Origin of the sequence: Arenimonas daejeonensis, assembly GCF_007993735.1 — a bacterium.
In the GTDB taxonomy this organism is placed as follows: Bacteria; Pseudomonadota; Gammaproteobacteria; order Xanthomonadales; family Xanthomonadaceae; genus Arenimonas; species Arenimonas daejeonensis.
In genome coordinates, this window is the sequence record NZ_CP042453.1 from 1024841 (window position 1) to 1043862 (window position 19022).

Below are 19022 nucleotides of genomic sequence, written 5' to 3' on the forward strand. Positions count from 1 at the left end.
GCGTCCGGCCAGACAGCCAGCGGGGATCGCGGTGAAGCCGACCGATATTCGCAATCCGGACGTTTTCCACAAGGTCGTCGACTGCCAGTGGGCCTGCCCCGCCCACACCCCGGTCCCCGAATACATCCGCCTGATCGCCGCTGGCCGCTACGCCGACGCCTACATGGTGAACTGGCACAGCAACGTCTTCCCCGGAATCCTGGGCCGCACCTGCGACCGGCCCTGCGAGCCCGCCTGCCGACGCGGACGGGTGGAGGAGAACAACGGCGAGAAGCCCGAGCCGGTGGCGATCTGCCGGCTCAAGCGCGTCGCCGCCGACCACAAGGGCGACGTGCGCGCGCTGATGCCGCGACCGGCCGCCACGCACAACGGTCGGCGCGTGGCCTGCGTCGGCGCCGGCCCGGCCTCGCTGACCCTGGCCCGCGGCCTGGCCCCGCTGGGTTACCACGTCACCGTGTTCGAGGCCGACCCGAAACCGGGTGGCTTCATGCGCACCCAGGTGCCGCGCTTCCGCCTGCCGGAAGAAGTGATCGACGAGGAAACCGGCTACATCCTCGACCTGGGCGTCGAGTTCGTCGGCGGCCGCCGCATCGAGTCGATGAAGGCGCTGCTGGCCGAAGGCTACGACGCGGTCTTCGTCGGCAGCGGCGCGCCGCGCGGCCGCGATCTCGACCTGCCGGGCCGGCACGGTACCGACGACCGGATCCACGTCGGCCTGGACTGGCTGGCCAATGTCTATTTCGGCCACGTGACCCGAGTCGGCCGCCGCGTGCTGGTGCTCGGCGGCGGCAACACCGCGATGGACTGCTGCCGCAGCGCGCGTCGCCTCGGCGGCGAGGACGTCAAGGTGATCGTGCGCTCCGCCTTCGACCAGATGAAGGCCAGCCCCTGGGAGAAGGAGGACGCGATGCACGAGGGCATCCCGATCCTCGACTGCCGCGTGCCCAAGAGTTTCGTGCGCGCCAGCGGCCGGCTGACCGGCATGACCTTCGAGAAGGTGAAGGTCGAATACGGCGAGGACGGCCGCCGCCGGCTGGTGCCGACCGGTGAACCGGACGAGTTCCATCCCTGCGACGAGGTCCTGATCGCGGTCGGGCAGGAGAATGCCTTCCCGTGGATCGAGCGCGACATCGGCATTGATTTCGACGACGCGGGCATGCCGGTGGTGGACAAGACGACGTTCCAGTCGAGCCTGCCGCAGGTCCTGTTCGGCGGCGACGCCGCGTTCGGGCCGAAAAACATCATCTGGGCGGTGGCGCATGGGCATGCCGCCGCGGTCACCGTGGACAAGCTGCTCAACGGCGAGGACCCGCAGGAGCGCCCAGCGCCGGACGTGCGGCTGGACTCGCAGAAGATGGGCATCCACGAGTGGAGCTACGACAATTCGGTGTCGCCTGACGAACGTTACGCGGTGCCGTGGTCGGAAGCGGCGCGCAAACTCGACAGCATGCACGTCGAGGTCGAGCTGGGCTTCGATGCGGCCACTGCCTGGAAGGAGGCCCAGCGCTGCCTGAACTGCGACGTGCAGACGGTGTTCACCAAGGACAAATGCATCGAGTGCGACGCCTGCGTGGACATCTGCCCGACCGACTGCATCAGTTTCACCGCCGACGGCGAGGAGCAGGAGTTGCGCAAGCGCCTGACCGCGCCGGCGCTGAACACCAGCCAGGACCTGTACGTGTCCGGGCCGCTGAAGACGCTCCGGGTCATGGTGAAGGACGAGGACGTCTGCCTGCACTGCGGCCTGTGTGCCGAACGTTGCCCGACCGGGGCCTGGGACATGCAGAAATTCCTGCTGCAGGAGGTCCATGCCGGGCCGGGGTGCCGCAGCGCGGCCGCCACCCCCGGTTCCTCTCCCGGCTGCGGGAAAGGCAAGCTCGTCGGCGGTGCCGCATGACGCCGTCGCACGCACCGCTGGAGGCGGTCAACGACTTCGTCGTCAAGTTCGCCAACGTCAACGGCTCGGGGTCGGCTTCGGCCAACGAACTCTTCGCCAAGGCCATCCTGCGCATGGGCGTGCCGGTCAGCCCGCGCAACATCTTTCCGTCCAACATCCAGGTCTGCCGACCTGGTACGAGGTGCGGGTGAACGAGCGCGGCTGGCTGGGGCGCCGCGGCGGCGTCGACCTGATGGTGGCGATGAATCCGCAGACCTGGGACGAGGACGTCGCCGCGATCGAACCCGGCGGCTACCTTCTATACGACAGCACGCGGCCGCTGAGCAGATCGCGGGTGCGCGACGACATCACCGTCATCGGCGTGCCGCTGACCGGGATCTGCAACGAGACCTGGAGCGATCCGCGCCAGCGCCAGCTGTTCAAGAACATCATGTACGTCGGCGCCCTGAGCGCACTGCTCGAAGTCGACCCGGCGATCATCGAGACCCTGGTCGGCGAGCAGTACCGGGGCAAGGAGAAGCTGCTCAGGCCGAACATCGAAGCGCTGCACCTGGGCCGCGACTGGGTGCGCGAACACCTGCCGCACCCGATCGGCCTGCGCCTGCGCAAGGCCGATGCGGTGGGCGACCGCATCTTCGTCGAGGGCAATGCCGCCGCCGCGCTCGGCTGCGTGTACGGCGGCGCCACGGTCTGCGCCTGGTATCCGATCACGCCGTCCTCGTCGCTGGCCGAGGCCTTCCAGAAGGACTGCCAGAAATACCGGGTGGATGGCGAAGGCCGTGCGCGTTATGCGGTGGTCCAGGCGGAGGACGAGATCGCCTCGATCGGCATGGTGGTCGGCGCCGGCTGGAATGGCGCGCGCGCCTTCACCACCACCGCCGGCCCGGGCATCTCGCTGATGAACGAGTTCATCGGCCTGGCCTATTTCGCCGAGATCCCGGTGACCATCATCGACGTGCAGCGCGGCGGCCCGTCCACCGGCATGCCCACGCGCACACAGCAGTCGGACGTGCTGGCCTGCGCCTACGCCTCGCATGGCGACACCAAACACGTGCTGCTGTTTCCGGAAGATCCGCACGAGTGTTTCACCTTCGCCGTCGCCGCTTTCGACCTGGCCGACCGCCTGCAGACGCCGGTGTTCGTCATGAGCGACCTGGACATCGGCATGAACCAGCGCCTGTGCGCGCCCTTCGAATGGGACGACGCCAGTCGTTACGACCGCGGCAAGGTGATGACGGCCGAGCAGCTGGAGGCGGGCGCGGAGTTCGCGCGCTACAAGGACGTGGACGGCGACGGCATTCCCTGGCGCACCTGGCCCGGCACCCATCCGGACAAGGGCGCCTACTTCACCCGCGGCACCTCGCGTGACCCGTCGGCGCGTTATTCCGAGCGCGGGCCGGACTACGTCTACAACATGGAGCGGCTGCTGCGGAAGTTCGATAGCGCCAAGGCGCTGGTGCCGCAGCCGGTGCTGTCCCGGGCCGGGATGCCGGCGCGGCACGGCGCGATCTTCTACGGCTCGACCAGCCCGGCGATGGCCGAGGCCATCGACCGCCTGCAGGACGATGGCATCGCGCTGGACACGCTGCGGGTGCGCGCCTTCCCGTTCCCGGACGGCGTGCGCGACTTCATCGACGCACACGAGGCGGTGTTCGTGGTCGAGCAGAACCGGGACGGCCAGCTGCGCACGCTGCTGGTGAACGAATTCGGCATCGCCCCGGCGCGGCTGGTGCCGGTGCTGCACTACGACGGAACGCCGATCACCGCACGTTTCATCGCCGACGCCATCGCGGCGCAGCTGCGGCCGCGGGGCGAACGGGAAAAGGTGGCCTGATGACCTACATCGCCAAACCCAAGCTGCACCATCCGACCCTGGCCTGCAACGCGATCGGGTTCACCCGCCGCGACTACGAGGGCAAGATCAGCACGCTGTGCGCCGGTTGCGGACACGACTCGATCTCGGCCGCGATCATCCAGGCCTGCTGGGAGCTGGACATCGAACCACACCGCGTCGCCAAGCTCTCGGGCATCGGCTGCAGCTCGAAGACGCCGGACTACTTCCTCGGCCAGTCGCACGGTTTCAACACCGTACACGGGCGCATGCCCTCGGTGCTCACCGGCGCCAACCTGGCCAACCGCGAACTGATCTACCTGGGCGTGTCCGGCGACGGCGATTCGGCCTCGATCGGCATCGGCCAGTTCGTGCATGCCATCCGCCGCGGCGTGAACATGACCTACATCGTCGAGAACAACGGCGTTTACGGCCTGACCAAGGGCCAGTTCTCGGCCACCGCCGACCAGGGCTCGGTGTCCAAGCGGGGCGTGGCCAACAGCGACAGCCCGCTGGACATGGTGACGATGGCGCTGCAGCTCGGCGCCAGTTATGTCGCGCGCGGGTTCTCGGGCGACAAGGCGCAGCTGGTGCCGCTGATCAAGGGCGCGCTGATGCATCGCGGCGCGGCCTTCCTCGACATCATCAGCCCCTGCGTGGCCTTCAACAACCACGACGGCAGCACCAAGAGCTACGACTACGTGCGCGAGCACAACGAGGCGGTGAACCGCCTGGACGTGATGCCGCCGCGCACGGCGATCGTGGCCGACTACGGGCACGGCGAGAGCATCGACGTGCCGCAGCACGACGGTTCGGTGCTGCGGCTGCACAAGCTCGACGCAGGCTACGATCCCCGCGACCGCATCGCGGCGATGAACCTGATCCAGCAGCGGCACGCCCGCGGAGAAGTCGCGACGGGGCTGCTCTACCTCGACCCGGGCGCCGAGGACCTGCACGCCCACCTGGGAACCGTACCGGCACCGCTGAACACCCCTGGGGCCGGAGGAACTTTCCCCGGCTGCGCGACGCTGGAGCGGATCAACACCTCGTTGCGCTGAAAGGGACTGGCCCGGGCCTGCCCTCAGTCCCCGCTGCCGGAAAGCGCCTTGATCAGCAGGTAGATGTGGTCGAGGCCGTCGCGGAACTGATCCAGCGGCAGCCGCTCGTTGTTGCCGTGGAAGTTGTATTCGCTGTCCACGGTCGCGAACAGCGGACCGACCCCCCAGGGTGGGAATGCCGGCGCGCCGGAAGCGCAGGCCGTCGGTGCCGCCGGCTTCCTGGTAGGGCGTGATCTTCGTGCCCGGTGCGCGTGCCGCGATCACGGTTTCCAGCGCGGCCAGCGCTTCCGCCGGCATCTCCGACGCCGGGCTCTCGACGGGATCGCCAGGGTGGCGAACTCCGCCTCCGGGTTGCCGACCACGTCCTTCAGCACGGCGAGGGTCTGCGCGACGGTCTCGCCGGGGAAGAGCCGGCAGTTCACGGTCGCGGTGGCACTGGCGGGCAGGGCGTTTTCGGCCGTGCCGGCCCGCAGCATGGTCGCGACGCAGGTCGTGCGCAGTTCGCGGTCGATGTACGGGTCTTCCTGGAGCACCTCGACCGCGGCTTCGTCGCCGGGCCGGGCGATGAAGGCCTGCAGCGACGCGCGCGACTCGCCCTCGACGGCATCGACGATGGCGGCGAGGCTGGCGAGCGAGATGTCGTTCCACTTCACCGGAAAACGATGGGCGGCGATGCGCTGCAGCGCGGTCGACAGTTCGTAGATGGCGTTGTCCTTGCGCGGCGCCGAAGAGTGGCCACCGGAGTTGCGCACGGTCAGTTCGAAGGTCACGTAGGTCTTCTCCGACGCCTGGTAGACGTAGGAGGTCTTGCCGTCGGCGGCGCGGAAGCCGCCTCCGGCGTCGGCATTGAGCGCGAACGCGGCGCCCTGCAGGCGCTGCGCCAGCGCCTGCGTCGTCAGCATCCCGCTTTCCTCGTCGCCGGTGAAGGCGGCCACCAGGTCGCGATCGGGCACGAAACCCTCGCGCTTCAGGCGCATGAAGGCCTGGGCGACCGTGAGCAGCCCGTATTTGTTGTCGACCGCGCCCCGGCCGTAGAGCGCGCCGTCCTTCTCGGTCAGCGTCCAGGGGTCGGTGTTCCAGTCTTCGCGCTGCACGGTGACCACGTCCATGTGCGCGATGAAGACCACGGGCTTGTGCGGTGAGCCGGCCGCGCCGCGGTAACGGACCAGCATCCCGACGGACTTTCCGGCAGGCACGAGCTCGATGTCTTCCGGCGCGAACCCGGCGGCGAGGAAACGTCCGCGCAGATAGTCCGCCATGCGCGGCACGGCATCGCCGTCGGCGGTGGTCGGGAAGGCCACCAGGTCTTCCAGCATGGCGCGGGCCTCGACCTCGACCGGGGCAGGAGCACCATGGGCGAACGGAACCAGGAAGACGGACAGCAGGCAGGCGGCGATACCGGCGCGGATCGGTGTCATGGCAGGGCTCCCGGGGTCCCGCCGAGCTTATCAGCGGCGGCCCGGGCCGGTACCGCTGGGGCTGCCCGCCGACTTGTGGAAGAATGGCCCCCGGAAGCGGGGGTGCCCGGCGGGATGCGGGCTGAGATATACCCTTCGAACCTGATCCGGCTGGTACCGGCGTAGGGAAGCTTCGCGAAGAAATCCGGGGTCAGAGTGCATTTATCTGGCCGCGATCAGATAAATGCACTCTGACCCCGGATTTCTTGTCGCGCCGCCGCTTCGTTCCGCCCCGCCCGGGGCTACAGAGGACGAAACGCATGAATGCCCTGCCGACCGAACTGCTGCGCCAGGCGCAGCAACTCTCCGAATCCGTGACCCGGCCGATCCCCGGCTCGCGCAAGGTCCACGTCGAGGGTTCGCGCCCGGACATCCAGGTGCCGATGCGCGAGATCGCGCTGGACCCGACGCCGCGCATGTACGGCATCCAGGAGCCGAACGCGCCCTTCACCGTTTACGACACCTCCGGCCCGTACAGCGACCCGGACGCGGTCATCGACCTGGGTGCCGGCCTGGCCGCGCTGCGTGCGCAGTGGATCGCCGAACGTGGCGACAGCGCACCGCTGCCCGGCCTGAGTTCGTCCTTCGGCCGCGAACGTGCCGCCGACCACAAGCTCGACAGCGTGCGTTTCCCCGCGCTGCGGCCGCCGCGCCGGGCGACAGCCGGCGCCAACGTCACCCAGATGCACTACGCCCGGCGTGGAATCATCACGCCGGAGATGGAATACATCGCCATCCGCGAGAACCAGCGCATCGAGGCCATCACCGAGGCGCACCTGCTGCGCCAGCACCCGGGCGAAACCTTCGGCGCCAACATCCAGAAGTCCATCACGCCTGAATTCGTGCGCGACGAAGTCGCCCGCGGCCGCGCCATCATTCCGGCCAACATCAACCACCCGGAACTCGAGCCGATGATCATCGGCCGCAACTTCCTGACCAAGGTGAACGCGAATATCGGCAACAGCGCCGTGTCGTCGGGCATCGCCGAGGAAGTGGAGAAGCTGGTCTGGTCGATCCGCTGGGGCGCCGACACGGTGATGGACCTGAGCACCGGCAAGAACATCCACGAAACCCGCGAGTGGATCATCCGCAACTCGCCCGTTCCCATCGGCACCGTGCCGATCTACCAGGCGCTCGAGAAAGTCGATGGCAAGGCCGAGGAACTCAACTGGGAGATCTTCCGCGACACCCTGATCGAGCAGGCAGAGCAGGGCGTGGACTACTTCACCATCCACGCCGGCGTGCTGTTGCGCTACGTGCCGCTGACGGCGAAGCGCGTCACCGGCATCGTGTCGCGTGGCGGCAGCATCCTCGCGAAGTGGTGCCTGGCGCACCACAAGGAAAATTTCCTCTACACGCACTTCGAGGAAATCTGCGAAATCATGAAGGCCTACGACGTCAGCTTCTCGCTGGGCGACGGCCTGCGTCCGGGCAGCATCGCCGACGCCAACGACGCCGCCCAGTTCGGCGAGCTCGAGACCCTGGGCGAGCTGACCAAGATCGCCTGGAAACACGACGTGCAGACCATGATCGAGGGTCCCGGCCACGTGCCGATGCACCTGATCAAGGAGAACATGGACAAGCAGCTCGCCGTCTGTGGCGAGGCGCCGTTCTACACCCTGGGCCCGCTGACCACCGACATCGCGCCGGGCTACGACCACATCACTTCGGCGATCGGTGCGGCGATGATCGGCTGGTTCGGCACCGCCATGCTCTGCTACGTCACGCCGAAGGAACACCTGGGCCTGCCCGACAAGAACGACGTGCGCGAAGGCCTGATGGCCTACCGCATCGCCGCGCACGCCGCCGACCTGGCCAAGGGCCATCCCGGCGCGCAGGCACGCGACAACGCGCTCAGCAAGGCGCGCTTCGAGTTCCGCTGGGAAGACCAGTTCAACCTGGGCCTGGACCCGGAGCGCGCCCGCGAATACCACGACGAGACCCTGCCCAAGGACGCGCACAAGGTCGCGCACTTCTGCTCGATGTGCGGCCCGCACTTCTGTTCGATGAAGATCACCCAGGACGTGCGCGAGTACGCCGCCAGCCACGGCGTCGCCGACGAGGCCGCCGCGCTGGAGCAGGGCATGGCCGAGAAGGCCGAGGAGTTCCGCGCCCAGGGCGCCCAGCTGTACCGGCGCGACTGAGCCCGGGCGCGCCGCCGTCCCGCAGTGGGCCGGCGGTGCCTCAGCCTTCGACGAACAAGGCGCTGCCGCCCTCTTCGGCGGAGTTGGCGTGCGCGCGCATCAGGCCGAACAGTTCGCGACCGACGCCATGGCGGTTGCCGGCGGTGTCGGGGCGGCTCGCTTCACGCGCGGCCCATTCGGCCGCCGGCACCTTCGCCTCGACCACGCCGGCCTCGCTGTCTATGCGCACCAGGTCGCCGTCGCGCAGTTTGGCGATCGCGCCGCCGCACACCGCTTCCGGCACCACGTGGATGGCCGCCAGCACCTTTCCGGACGCGCCGGACATGCGGCCGTCGGTGAGCAGGGCCACGCGCTGGCCGCGGTCCTGCATCACGCCCAGGGTCGGCGTCAGCTTGTGCAGTTCGGGCATGCCGTTGGCGCGCGGGCCCTGGCCGCGCACCACCACCACGTGGTCGCCGGTGAGTTCGCCGGCCTTGAAGGCCGCGAGCAGGGCGTCCTGCGATCCGAAGATGCGCGCCGGCGCCTCGATGCGGCGGTGTTCATGTTTCACTGCCGACACCTTGACGATGGCGCGGCCCAGGTTGCCGCTCAGGCAGCGCAGCCCGCCCTCGGGGTCGAAAGGATCGCTCAAGGGACGCAGCACATTCGCGTCGCCCGAATGTGCCGGCGGATCACGCCAGCGCAACACGCCGTCGTCCAGCCACGGCTCGCGCGCCTGCTGGTGCAGGTCGCCGCCGCCGACGCAGGCGATGTCCGGATGCAACAGGCCGCCGGCCAGCAGTTCGCGGATGACGAAGGGCAGGCCGCCGGCCGCGGCGAGATGGTTCACGTCGGCCTGGCCGTTGGGATAGACGCGGGCCAGCAGCGGCGTCGCGCGCGAGAGTTCGTCCAGGTCGTCCCAGGTGATCAGCAGGCCGGCGGTGCGCGCGATCGCGACCAGGTGGATCGCGTGGTTGGTGGAGCCGCCGGTGGCCGCCAGGCCGACCATGGCGTTGACGATCGCCTTCTCGTCCACGGTGTGGCCGATCGGCGTGAACTGTTCGCCCTGGCCGGTGATGGCGCATGCACGTTCGGCGGCGGCGACGGTCAGTGCGTCGCGCAGCGGCGTGTTCGGGTTGACGAAGGACGTGCCCGGCAGCTGCAGGCCCATCATCTCCAGCAGCATCTGGTTGGAGTTGGCGGTGCCGTAGAAGGTGCAGGTGCCGGCGGAGTGGTAGGAGGCCGCTTCGGCGGCCAGCAGTTCCTCGCGCGTGGCCTTGCCTTCCGCGTAAGCCTGGCGCACGCGCGCCTTCTCGGCATTGGGCAGGCCCGAGGGCATCGGCCCGGCCGGTACGAAGATCGCCGGCAGGTGGCCGAAGGACAGCGCGCCCATCAGCAGGCCCGGCACGATCTTGTCGCAGACGCCCAGCAGCAGCGCGGCGTCGAACATCTCGTGCGACAGCGACACCGCCGTCGCCATCGCGATCACGTCGCGCGACTGCAGCGACAGTTCCATCGCCGGCCGGCCTGGGTGACGCCGTCGCACATCGCCGGCACGCCGCCCGCCACCTGGGCGCTGCCGCCGGCGTTGCGCGCGGCCATCTTGATCAGCTCGGGATAGAAACGGAACGGCTGGTGCGCCGACAGCATGTCGTTGTAAGAGGTGACGATGCCGATGTTCGGCCCGCGCACGCTGCGCAGCCGCGGCTTGTCGTCTTCGGCGGCGGCGAAACCATGCGCCAGGTTGCCGCAGCTCAGGCGGCCACGGGCCGGCTCGCGTTCACGGGCGTCGTCGATCCTGGCCAGATAGTCGGCGCGGGGGCCGGCACTGCGTTGGCGGATGCGCTCGGTGACGCGCGCGACGACGGGATGCAGGGACATGTCAGGGACTCCAGTGGATCTCGACGGTGGCGCGGCTGTGCAGCAGCGCGGAAACGGGCCAGCGGGACGGGTCCGGGTGCGGTTGCACCCGGGCGAGCAATTCGTGTTTGCGGGCGCCGGACACGACCAGCAGCAGGCGCCGGCTGTGCAGCAGGTTCGCCAGGTTGAGGCTGATGCGCGGATGTGGCGCTTCCGGCGGCAGCGGATCGGGCCGGCCGATCACCGCATCGGCGGCCGCGTCGGGATCGAGTGCGGCGGCGAGCCCGGGGTCGCCGGGAAAGAGCGAGGCGAAATGGCCGTCTTCGCCCATGCCCAGCAGCACCAGGTCCCAGCCTCCGCCGAGCGTGGACAGGCTCCGCCGCGCCTGCGCCAGGTCGGGTTCTGCGCCGGGCCGTTCCGGCACCAACGGGAGCCAGCGTGGCTGCGTTTCGCCGGCGAAGCAGGCCTGAAGTTGCGAGAGGTTGTTGTGCGGATGGTCCGCGGCCACCCAGCGTTCGTCGGTCGGTGCGATGGCGATGCGCGTGTCCGCCGGCATGCCTTCGGCCCATCGCCGGTACGCCGGCAGCGGCGTGCGTCCACCCGCGAGCGCCAGCTGCGCCTGGCCACGTTCCCGCAGCGCGGTGCCCGCGGTTTCGCGCAGGATGTCCACACAGGCCGCCGCGAGTGCGTTGCCGTCAGCGTGTTCGTGCAGTCGCCAGGGCATCGGATTGCCTTATTCCCGCCAGCTGTGGCCGTGGCGTTCGGTCAGCGTCACCGCGGCGCTCGGCCCCCAGGTGCCGGCCGGGTAGGGCTTGGGCGCGAGGCCCTGCTGGTGCCAGGCATGCAGGATGCCGTCCACCCACTGCCAGGCGGTTTCGGTTTCGTCGCGGCGTACGAACAGGGTGCCGTTGCCTTCCAGTGCATCCAGATAGAGGCGTTCGTAGGCGCTGCGCCGGCGCACCTTCTCGAAGGCATCGTGCAGGTCCAGGTCCAGCGATACCTGCGAGAGCTTCAGGCCCTGGCGGTCCAGGCCCGGGGTCTTGCTCATCAGCGTCAGCGAGATGCGCTCCTCGGGTTGCAGGCGGATCACCAGTGCGTTGGGCTGGGTCTCGACACCGCCGAAGATCGAATGCGGCACGGCCCGGAACTGCAGGTAGATCTCGGTGCAGCGGCGTGGCAGGCGCTTGCCGGTGCGCAGGTAGAAGGGCACGCCGGACCAGCGCCAGTTGTCGATGTGGGCGCGCAGGGCGACGAAGGTTTCGGTGCGGCTGTCGCGGCCCAGTTCCTCGCGGTACCCGGGCACCGCGCGGCCGTCGATGGCGCCGGCGGTGTACTGGCCGGCGACGCTGTGGCTGGCGGCGTCGGCGCCCTCGATCGCGCGGAGCGAACGCAGCACCTTGATCTTCTCGTTGCGCACGGCGCTGGGTTCGAGCTGCGAGGGTGGTTCCATCGCCACCAGGCACAGCAGCTGCAGCAGGTGGTTCTGCAGCATGTCGCGCATCGCGCCGGAATGGTCGTAGTAGTCGCCGCGGCCCTCGACGCCGACGGTCTCGGACACGGTGATCTGCACCTGCTCGACATGCCGGGCGTTCCACAGCGGCTCGAACAACGCGTTGCCGAAACGCAGCGAGATCAGGTTCTGCACACCTTCCTTGCCCGGGTAGTGGTCGACCCGGAAAACACGCTCCTCGTCGAACACGCGGGCAACGCCGTCGTTGATGGCGATCGCGCTGGCCAGGTCGTGGCCGATGGGCTTTTCCAGCAGCACCCGGCTGTCGCTGCCGCCGAGGCCATGCTGGCCGAGCGCTTCGCAGATCGAGGCGTAAAGCCGCGGCGCCGTGGACAGGTGGCTGACCACGTCGCCGTCGTGGCGGTCGCGCGCGGCGGCGGCCAGTTTCGCCATCGAGGCAGGGTCCTGGCTGTCGGCGGGCTGGTATTGAATGCGGTCGACCAGGGCGCGCAGCACGGCGGGATCGAGCGGATGGCCATGGCGTTCGATTGAACCGGCGGCCAGGGCGCGGAAGCCGGCGTCGTCCAGGTCGCTGCGTGAACTGGCCAGGATCCTGAGGCCGTCGGGCAGCAGGCGGTCGCGCTGGAGTTCGTATAGGGCGGGAAGCAACATCCGCTGGGCCAGGTCGCCGGTTGCACCGAACAACACCAGCATCGAGGCCATTGGTCTGCTCATGGATCGTTCCTGTCGAAGTCCCTGCAAGCATACGCCGTGCCGGCCGGTCGCTGCCGTTCGTCGGGAACGACATGCCGGTGCCGGGAATGGACAGCCCGTATTCATCCGGAATTGCCACGGCGTGGTAGCGTCGGCTTGCGACGTACCCGGAGACTCGTCATGAACGCCCGCCCCGCTGCCCGCCTCTTTCTCCTCGCACTGCTGGCACTGCTGCTCGCCGGCTGCGTCACCAGCCCCGAATACAGCTTCGACACCGATCCGAGGGCGGACTTCACCAGCTACCGCAGCTTCGGCTTCTATGCGCCGCTGGCGGCCGAGGACAAGGGATATTCGACCCCCTCGACCCAGGCCATGCGGGCGGCGGCCCGGCGCGAGATGGAGGCCCGGGGTTATGTCTACGACGAGACAGCGCCTGACCTGCTGGTCAACATCAACGCCTTCATCACCGAACGCACCGACGTGATCGACTACCCCTACATGGGCTACGGCTATTACGGGTACCGCGGCTACGGTTATTACGGGTACCCGGGTGGGTTCTGGGGCAGCGACACCTACGTGCGCAACTACAAGGAAGGCACGCTCAACATCGACCTGGTCGATGCCCGTGGCAAGAACCTGGTCTGGGAAGGCATCGCCGTCGGCCGCCTGTCCAACATGAAATCGGTGGACCGCACGGCGCGCATCAACACCACCATCGCCGAGATCTTCGCCCATTATCCGCACCGGGCCGGTGGCGGCTGACGCCTGGGTACACCGGGACAAGAAAAAAGCCGCCCTCGGGCGGCTTTTTCTTGTCCTGTTTCGGCGCGCAGGTCAGAAGTTGAGCTTCTCGGGACTGGCCTCGAAACGTTCGACCGACTCGAGGATTTCGCGGCGGGCCGCTTCCACGCCTTCCCAGCCATCGAGCTTGACCCACTTGCCCTTTTCCAGGTCCTTGTAGTGCTCGAAGAAATGTCCGATGCGCTCCAGCCAGTGCGGGCTGACCTGACCGATGTCCTTGATATGGCTGTAGCCGCCAAACACCTTGTCCACCGGGACAGCCAGCAGCTTGGTGTCCTCGCCCGCCTCGTCCTTCATCTTCAGCATGCCGACCGGGCGGCAGCGGACGACCGAACCGGGGATCAGCGGCAGCGGCAGGATCACCAGCACGTCCACCGGGTCGCCGTCGCCGCACAGGGTGTGGGGCACGTAACCGTAGTTGCAGGGGTAACGCATCGGGGTGGACAGGATGCGGTCGACGAAGATGGCGCCCGTGGCCTTGTCGACCTCGTACTTCACCGGGTCGGCGTCCTTGGGGATCTCGATGACGACGTTGATTTCGTTCGGCACGTCGCGGCCGGTCGGGACCAGGTCCAGGGCCATGGGGAAACTCCTTGTTCTTACCCGGGGAGGGCGTGTCCAGTGGGGGCGCAAGGATACGGGAAAGGCCTGGAGCCCGCACTCGGGCAGGCGTTTGAAAGGTCAGTGGCCCGCACTCGGGCGGGCGTTTGAAAGGCCAGCCACCCGCACTCGGGCGGGCTGCCAGGGGCGGGCTAGGCAGGGCCGGGCCCAGCCGCCAGAATAGGCCCGACCTCGATCGGAACCCCCTGCCATGGCCGAATCCCTGCTCGACCCGAAGGCGCTCGAACTGCTGCGCATGCTCGACCGCGACCGGCCCGGCTCGTTCAGTGAGTTCGTGCGGGTGTTCGTGCACGAAGCGCCGGACCTGGTGCGCAAGATGGAACAGGCCCAGCAGGCCGGGGACCCCGAAGCCCTGGGCAACGCGGCCCATTACCTGCGTTCCGCCGCCCTGGCCATGGGCGCGGTGCAGCTGGTGGACGTCTGCCATGGCCTGGAACACCTGGACGCCGCCCAGCTGCAGGCGCCCGAAATGGCCGGCCGCCTGGATGAACTGCGTCGCCGCACCCGCGACGCGCTGATCCTGCTGCTGCAGGAAGTCCCCCAGATCTGATCTTTCTCAGTCGCGCAGTTCGCTGACGTGGCAGCGGGGCTCCAGCCGTTCCAGTACCGCCTCGGTCGCGGCCTGCGTGGTCACCGCGCGTCCCGGGGCCGCCAGGTCCGCCGTCAGGGCACCTTCGTCCAGCGCCGCGGCCACGGCCAGTTCGACCTCGACGGCTTCGGCCTCCAGTCCCAATGAATGCCGCAGCAGCAGCGCGGCACTGAGGATGGCCGCGAAGGGGTTGGCGATGCCGCGTCCGGCGATGTCGGGCGCCGAACCATGGATCGGTTCGTACAGGCCGCGTCTGCCCTCGCCCAGCGACGCCGAAGGCAGCAGGCCGAGTGAACCCGCGAGCAGCGAGGCTTCGTCGGTGAGGATGTCGCCGAACAGGTTTTCGGTCACCACCACGTCGAAGTCGCGCGGGCGGGCGATCAGATGCATGGCCATCGAGTCCACCAGCTGATGGTCGAGCGCGACGTCGGGGAACTCGTCGCGACCGAGCCGGATCGCCGTCTCGCGCCACAGCCGCGAGGTTTCCAGCACATTGGCCTTGTCCACCGACACCAGCTTGCCGCGGCGCGCGCGGGCGAAGCCGAAGGCCCGGCGCAGCACGCGTTCGATCTCGGCCACGCTGTATTCGCACAGGTCGCTGGCGCGATCGGCGTGGCGCTTCTTTTCGCCGAAGTACAGGCCGCCGGTGAGTTCGCGCACCACCAGCAGGTCCACGCCGGCCAGCAGGTGCGGTTTCACCGGCGAGGCGCCCAGCGCCACCGCATGCGGGCGCACCGGCCGCAGGTTGGCGTAGAGGCCGAGTTCCTGGCGCAGGGCCAGCAGGCCCTGTTCCGGCCGGACTTTCGCCGAAGGGTCGGACCACTTCGGGCCGCCGACCGCGCCGAGCAGGATGGCGTCGGCGTCGCGACAGGCCTGCAGGGTGGCGGCGGGCAGCGGTTCGCCGGTGGCGTCGATCGCCGCACCGCCGATCAGCTGGGTGTCGAAGCGGAAGGCGTGGTCGTGGCGGCGCCCGACCGCCTGCAGCACGGAGACCGCGGCGCGGGTGACTTCGGGACCGATGCCGTCCCCGGGCAGGACAACGATCTCAAAGGCCATGGCGGAACTCCGGGGTGCGTGAGGATTCGTAACGGGTGATGTCGGCGTCGCGGGCGAGCAGGTAGCCCAGTTCGTCAACGCCTTCGAGCAGACAGGTGCGGGCGAAGGCATCGAGCGGGAAAACATGGACGGCGCCGGAAGGCGTGCGCAGTTCACCGGCGGCGATGTCGATCTCGAGTTCGTCGTCCGGCCGCTGCATCAGTCCCTGCACGACGTCTTCGTCCAGCACCACCGGCACCAGTCCGTTCTTGAGCGCGTTGGCGCGGAAGATGTCGGCCACCTGGCTGCTGATCACGGCGCGAAGGCCGGCGTCGGTGAGCGCCCAGGGTGCGTGTTCGCGCGAGCTGCCGCAGCCGAAGTTGCGGCCCGCGATGAGGATCGCGCGCCCCACGTTCTCCGGCAGGTTGAACACGAAGTCCGGATCCTCGCTGCCGTCGCTTTTCTTTCGCCAATCGGCGAAGGCATGCTTTCCAAGTCCGGTCCGCGTGGTCGTGGACAGGAACCGCGCCGGAATGATCCGGTCGGTGTCGATGTTGGCCTGCGCCAGCACCATGCTGGCGGATCGGATGCTGCGGATGGCGGTGCTCATGCGGCCTCCGTGGCGGCTTCGAGTTCGCGCACGTCGGCGACGGCGCCGGCAACCGCGCAGGCCGCGGCGGTCAGCGCCGACGCCAGCAGGGTGCGGGCGCCGGGGCCCTGGCGCCCTTCGAAATTGCGGTTGCTGGTGCTGACGGCCAACTGCCCGGGTGCGACCAGGTCGCCGTTCATGGCGATGCACATCGAACAGCCCGGCTCGCGCCATTCGGCGCCGGCGGCGCGCACGATGGCGTCGATGCCTTCGGCCTCGGCCTCGCGCTTGACCTGTTCGGAACCCGGCACCACCAGCATGCGCACGCGCGGGTGCACATGGCGGCCGTCGAGAACGCGGGCGACGTCGCGCAGGTCCGAGAGACGGCCATTGGTGCAGGACCCGACGAACACCACGTCCACCGGCGTGCCGGCGATCGGCGCGCCGGCAGCCAGGCCCATGTAGGCCTGGGCCTTGGCTTCGGCGCTGTCGGTGGGCGCCGGCACGCGCTGGTCAACGGCGATCGCCGTGCCCGGATGCGTGCCCCAGGTCAGCGTCGGGCGGATGGCGCGGGCGTCGATATGGACTTCCCGGTCGAACACGGCGTCGGGATCGCTGGCCAGCTCCAGCCAGTGGCCCACGGCTTCGTCGAAAGCCTCGTCCTGCGGCGCGCGCGGCGTGTTCGCCAGCCAGTCGAAGGTGGTGGCGTCCGGCGCCACCAGGCCGGCGCGGGCGCCGGCTTCGATCGCCATGTTGCAGACGGTCATGCGTTGTTCCATGGACATCGCCCGCACGGTCGAGCCGCGGAACTCGATGACATGGCCGGTGCCGCCGTTGACGCCGATCTGGCCGATCACGTGCAGCACCACGTCCTTGGCGCTGACGCCGGGGCCGAGCGGGCCATCAATCGTGATCGCCAATGACTTCGGTTTGCGCTGCAGCAGGCATTGCGTGGCCAGCACATGGCCGACCTCGCTGCTGCCGATGCCGAAGGCCAATGCGCCGAACGCGCCGTGGGTGCTGGTGTGGCTGTCGCCGCAGACGATGGTCAGGCCGGGCTGGGTCAGGCCCAGCTCGGGCGCGACCACGTGCACGATGCCTCGGCGCGCATCGCCCAGGTCGAACAGCTCGATGCCATGCTCGGCGCAGTTGCGGCGCAGCGCCTCGACCTGCGCCTCGGACTGCGTGCTGGCATAGGGCAGGCGGCCGTCGGCACCGGCGGGAAGGGTCGGCGTGCTGTGGTCCAGGGTGGCCTTCGTACGGTCCGGCCGGCGCGGTTTCAGGCCGCGGGCCTGCAGCTCGGTGAAGGCCTGCGGCGAGGTGACCTCGTGCACCAGGTGCAGGTCGATGTAGAGCACCGCCGGCGCTTCGGCGGTCTCGGGCACCACCACGTGGGCGTCCCAGAGTTTGTCGAACAGGGTCTTGGGCGTGGGCATGGGAATTCTCAGGCGATGGCCGCAGCGGCGGTTTGGGTGACGGTGGCGGCATCGCGTTGGCGCAGCACGCGGTTGGCGACGTCCAGCCAGGCCAGGGCGCTGGCCTCGATGATGTCGCGGCTGGTGCCGATGCCGGTGTACTCGACCTCGTCGCAGCGCACGCTCAGGCTGGCTTCGCCGCGCGCATCGGCGCCGATGCCGATGCTGTGCACCTGGTAGCTCTCGAGCTGCAGGGCGACGCCGGTGGCGCGGGTCATGGCCTCGAACAGCGCCGCGACCGGACCGTCGGCCTCGGCGATCTCGGCCACCAGGTGGCCGTCCGGATCCGAGAGTTCGACATGGGCGCGGGCGCGTTTGCCGCTGTCGCTCATCGACAGCGCCGCCAGCCGGTAGCCGCGGCCGGCGCTGCCTTCGTCGCCGGTGACCAGGCGCTGCAGGTCGGCGTCGCCGACCAGGCGCTGGTGGTCGCAGAGTTTCTTGAAGGCGGCGAACACGCGCTCGAACTCGAATTCCTCGAGCACGAAACCCAGCCCACGCAGCCGTTCGTTCACCGCATGCCGGCCGCTGTGCCGGCCCAGCACCATCTGCGAGGCCGGCCAGCCCACGTCCTCGGGCCGCATGATTTCGTAGGTGTTGCGGTTGCGCAGCATGCCGTGCTGGTGGATGCCGGCCTCGTGCGCGAAGGCGTTGGCGCCGACCACGGCCTTGTTGCGCTGCACGGCCATGCCGGTCAGGCGCGACAGCAGGCGCGAGGCCGGCAGCAGGGCGCGGGTGTCGATGCCGGTGCCGGCGCCGTACAGGCCGCCGCGCACCTTCAGCGCCATCACGATTTCCTCCAGCGCGGCATTGCCGGCGCGTTCGCCGATGCCGTTGATGGTGCATTCGACCTGGCGCGCGCCGCCTTCGATCGCCGCCAGCGAATTGGCCACGGCCAGGCCGAGGTCGTCGTGGCAGTGCGTGCTGAACACCGCTTGCCCGGCACCGCGCACGTTGGTGCGCAGACGGCGGAACAGGCCGCGGATCTCCTCCGGCGTGGTGTAACCGACGGTGTCGGGCACGTTGATGGTGCGGGCGCCGGCGGCGATGGCTTCACCGAACACCTCGACCAGGAAATCCTCCTCGGTACGCAGCGCGTCCTCGGCGGAGAACTCGACATCGTCCACCAGCGAGCGCGCCAGCCGCACGCCTTCGATGGCGCGGTCGAGCACCTGCTGCCGGCTCAGGCCGAGCTTGTGCTCGCGGTGCAGCGGGCTGGTGGAGATGAAAACGTGGATGCGCGGCTTGCGCGCCTTCTCCAGCGCTTTCGCCGCGGCTTCGATGTCGCCCGGCGCGCAGCGAGAGAGCGCGCAGAGAATGGGCCGGTGCAGCTCGGCGGCGATCAGCCGGGTCGCTTCGACATCGCTGGCCGAGCTGGCCGGGAAGCCGGTTTCGATCACGTCCACGCCCAGTTCGGCGAGGGCGCGCGCCATCACCAGTTTCTGGGCCGGACGCAGGCTGCAGCCGGGCGACTGCTCGCCGTCGCGCAGGGTGGTATCGAAGATGCGGACATCGCTCTCCATGG

At 69.1% G+C, this 19022-nt stretch carries 15 protein-coding genes, 1 pseudogene and 1 riboswitch; of the genes and pseudogenes, 7 read left to right on the plus strand and 9 right to left on the minus strand.

The window, feature by feature from the left end:
• The first annotated feature begins 31 nt into the window (after nt 1-31).
• The 4 genes from FRZ33_RS04850 to FRZ33_RS04860 are packed head-to-tail and all read left to right on the plus strand — an operon-like array spanning nt 32 to nt 4786.
• Nucleotides 32-1897, plus strand: a complete 1866-nt coding sequence (locus FRZ33_RS04850; protein WP_146908021.1) for an FAD-dependent oxidoreductase — start codon at nt 32-34, stop codon at nt 1895-1897.
• The gene (locus tag FRZ33_RS16030; protein ID WP_227978371.1) at nt 1894-2088 is read left to right on the plus strand and encodes a hypothetical protein; all 195 of its coding nucleotides are present in this window, start codon (nt 1894-1896) and stop codon (nt 2086-2088) included. Before FRZ33_RS04850 ends, FRZ33_RS16030 begins: the two co-directional genes overlap by 4 nt.
• A complete protein-coding gene (locus FRZ33_RS04855) occupies nt 2061-3731 on the plus strand; it encodes a 2-oxoacid:acceptor oxidoreductase subunit alpha (protein WP_227978279.1) in 1671 nt (556 codons plus the stop codon). The genes FRZ33_RS16030 and FRZ33_RS04855 overlap by 28 nt, the downstream gene beginning before the upstream one ends.
• Nucleotides 3731-4786 (plus strand): 2-oxoacid:ferredoxin oxidoreductase subunit beta, encoded by a 1056-nt coding sequence (locus tag FRZ33_RS04860; protein ID WP_146908023.1) that lies wholly within the window; start codon nt 3731-3733, stop codon nt 4784-4786. The genes FRZ33_RS04855 and FRZ33_RS04860 overlap by 1 nt, the downstream gene beginning before the upstream one ends.
• A 260-nt stretch (nt 4787-5046) precedes the next feature.
• On the opposite strand, the gene FRZ33_RS04865 is transcribed toward FRZ33_RS04860, so the two are convergent.
• Complete coding sequence (locus tag FRZ33_RS04865) at nt 5047-6204, minus strand: M20/M25/M40 family metallo-hydrolase (RefSeq protein WP_146908025.1); 1158 nt, start codon at nt 6202-6204, stop codon at nt 5047-5049.
• Between the two features lie 88 nt (nt 6205-6292).
• Nucleotides 6293-6390: riboswitch (TPP riboswitch) on the plus strand.
• Between the two features lie 113 nt (nt 6391-6503).
• Between FRZ33_RS04865 and thiC the strand changes: the two genes are divergently transcribed.
• Nucleotides 6504-8387, plus strand: a complete 1884-nt coding sequence (gene thiC, locus FRZ33_RS04870; protein ID WP_146908027.1) for a phosphomethylpyrimidine synthase ThiC — start codon at nt 6504-6506, stop codon at nt 8385-8387.
• Between the two features lie 40 nt (nt 8388-8427).
• Here thiC and edd read toward each other — a convergent pair.
• The 3 genes and pseudogenes from edd to zwf all read right to left on the minus strand — a co-directional run bounded on the left by edd (nt 8428) and on the right by zwf (nt 12411).
• Nucleotides 8428-10247 (minus strand): annotated as a pseudogene (edd, locus tag FRZ33_RS04875) (phosphogluconate dehydratase).
• A 1-nt stretch (nt 10248) separates the two neighbouring features.
• Nucleotides 10249-10950 carry a 6-phosphogluconolactonase gene (locus FRZ33_RS04880; protein WP_146908029.1) on the minus strand — a complete coding sequence of 234 codons (702 nt, stop codon included), beginning with the start codon at nt 10948-10950 and terminating at the stop codon, nt 10249-10251.
• 9 nt (nt 10951-10959) lie between these two features.
• Nucleotides 10960-12411, minus strand: coding sequence for a glucose-6-phosphate dehydrogenase (gene zwf, locus FRZ33_RS04885; RefSeq protein ID WP_146908031.1), 1452 nt, complete (start codon nt 12409-12411; stop codon nt 10960-10962).
• Between the two features lie 159 nt (nt 12412-12570).
• Here zwf and FRZ33_RS04890 point away from each other — a divergent pair, with 159 nt between their 5' ends.
• Nucleotides 12571-13152, plus strand: a complete 582-nt coding sequence (locus FRZ33_RS04890) for a DUF4136 domain-containing protein (RefSeq protein WP_146908033.1) — start codon at nt 12571-12573, stop codon at nt 13150-13152.
• A 72-nt stretch (nt 13153-13224) separates the two neighbouring features.
• Here FRZ33_RS04890 and ppa read toward each other — a convergent pair whose 3' ends face one another.
• Nucleotides 13225-13773: an inorganic diphosphatase gene (ppa, locus tag FRZ33_RS04895; RefSeq protein WP_146908035.1), complete on the minus strand. Its 549-nt coding sequence runs from the start codon at nt 13771-13773 to the stop codon at nt 13225-13227.
• A 229-nt stretch (nt 13774-14002) separates the two neighbouring features.
• Between ppa and FRZ33_RS04900 the strand changes: the two genes are divergently transcribed.
• A complete protein-coding gene (locus FRZ33_RS04900) occupies nt 14003-14362 on the plus strand; it encodes an Hpt domain-containing protein (RefSeq protein ID WP_146908036.1) in 360 nt (119 codons plus the stop codon).
• A gap of 6 nt (nt 14363-14368) precedes the next feature.
• Here the strand turns inward: FRZ33_RS04900 and leuB are convergent, their stop codons facing one another.
• Genes leuB through FRZ33_RS04920 form a run of 4 tightly spaced genes read right to left on the minus strand, consistent with a single transcriptional unit; the run spans nt 14369 to nt 19020 of the window.
• Nucleotides 14369-15457 (minus strand): 3-isopropylmalate dehydrogenase, encoded by a 1089-nt coding sequence (gene leuB / locus FRZ33_RS04905; protein ID WP_146908038.1) that lies wholly within the window; start codon nt 15455-15457, stop codon nt 14369-14371.
• Nucleotides 15447-16046: a 3-isopropylmalate dehydratase small subunit gene (gene leuD / locus FRZ33_RS04910; RefSeq protein ID WP_146908040.1), complete on the minus strand. Its 600-nt coding sequence runs from the start codon at nt 16044-16046 to the stop codon at nt 15447-15449. Before leuD ends, leuB begins: the two co-directional genes overlap by 11 nt.
• Nucleotides 16043-17461, minus strand: coding sequence for a 3-isopropylmalate dehydratase large subunit (gene leuC / locus FRZ33_RS04915; RefSeq protein WP_146908041.1), 1419 nt, complete (start codon nt 17459-17461; stop codon nt 16043-16045). The genes leuD and leuC overlap by 4 nt, the downstream gene beginning before the upstream one ends.
• Nucleotides 17462-17469: 8 nt before the next feature.
• Complete coding sequence (locus FRZ33_RS04920) at nt 17470-19020, minus strand: 2-isopropylmalate synthase (RefSeq protein ID WP_146908043.1); 1551 nt, start codon at nt 19018-19020, stop codon at nt 17470-17472.
• Nucleotides 19021-19022: the final 2 nt, after the last annotated feature.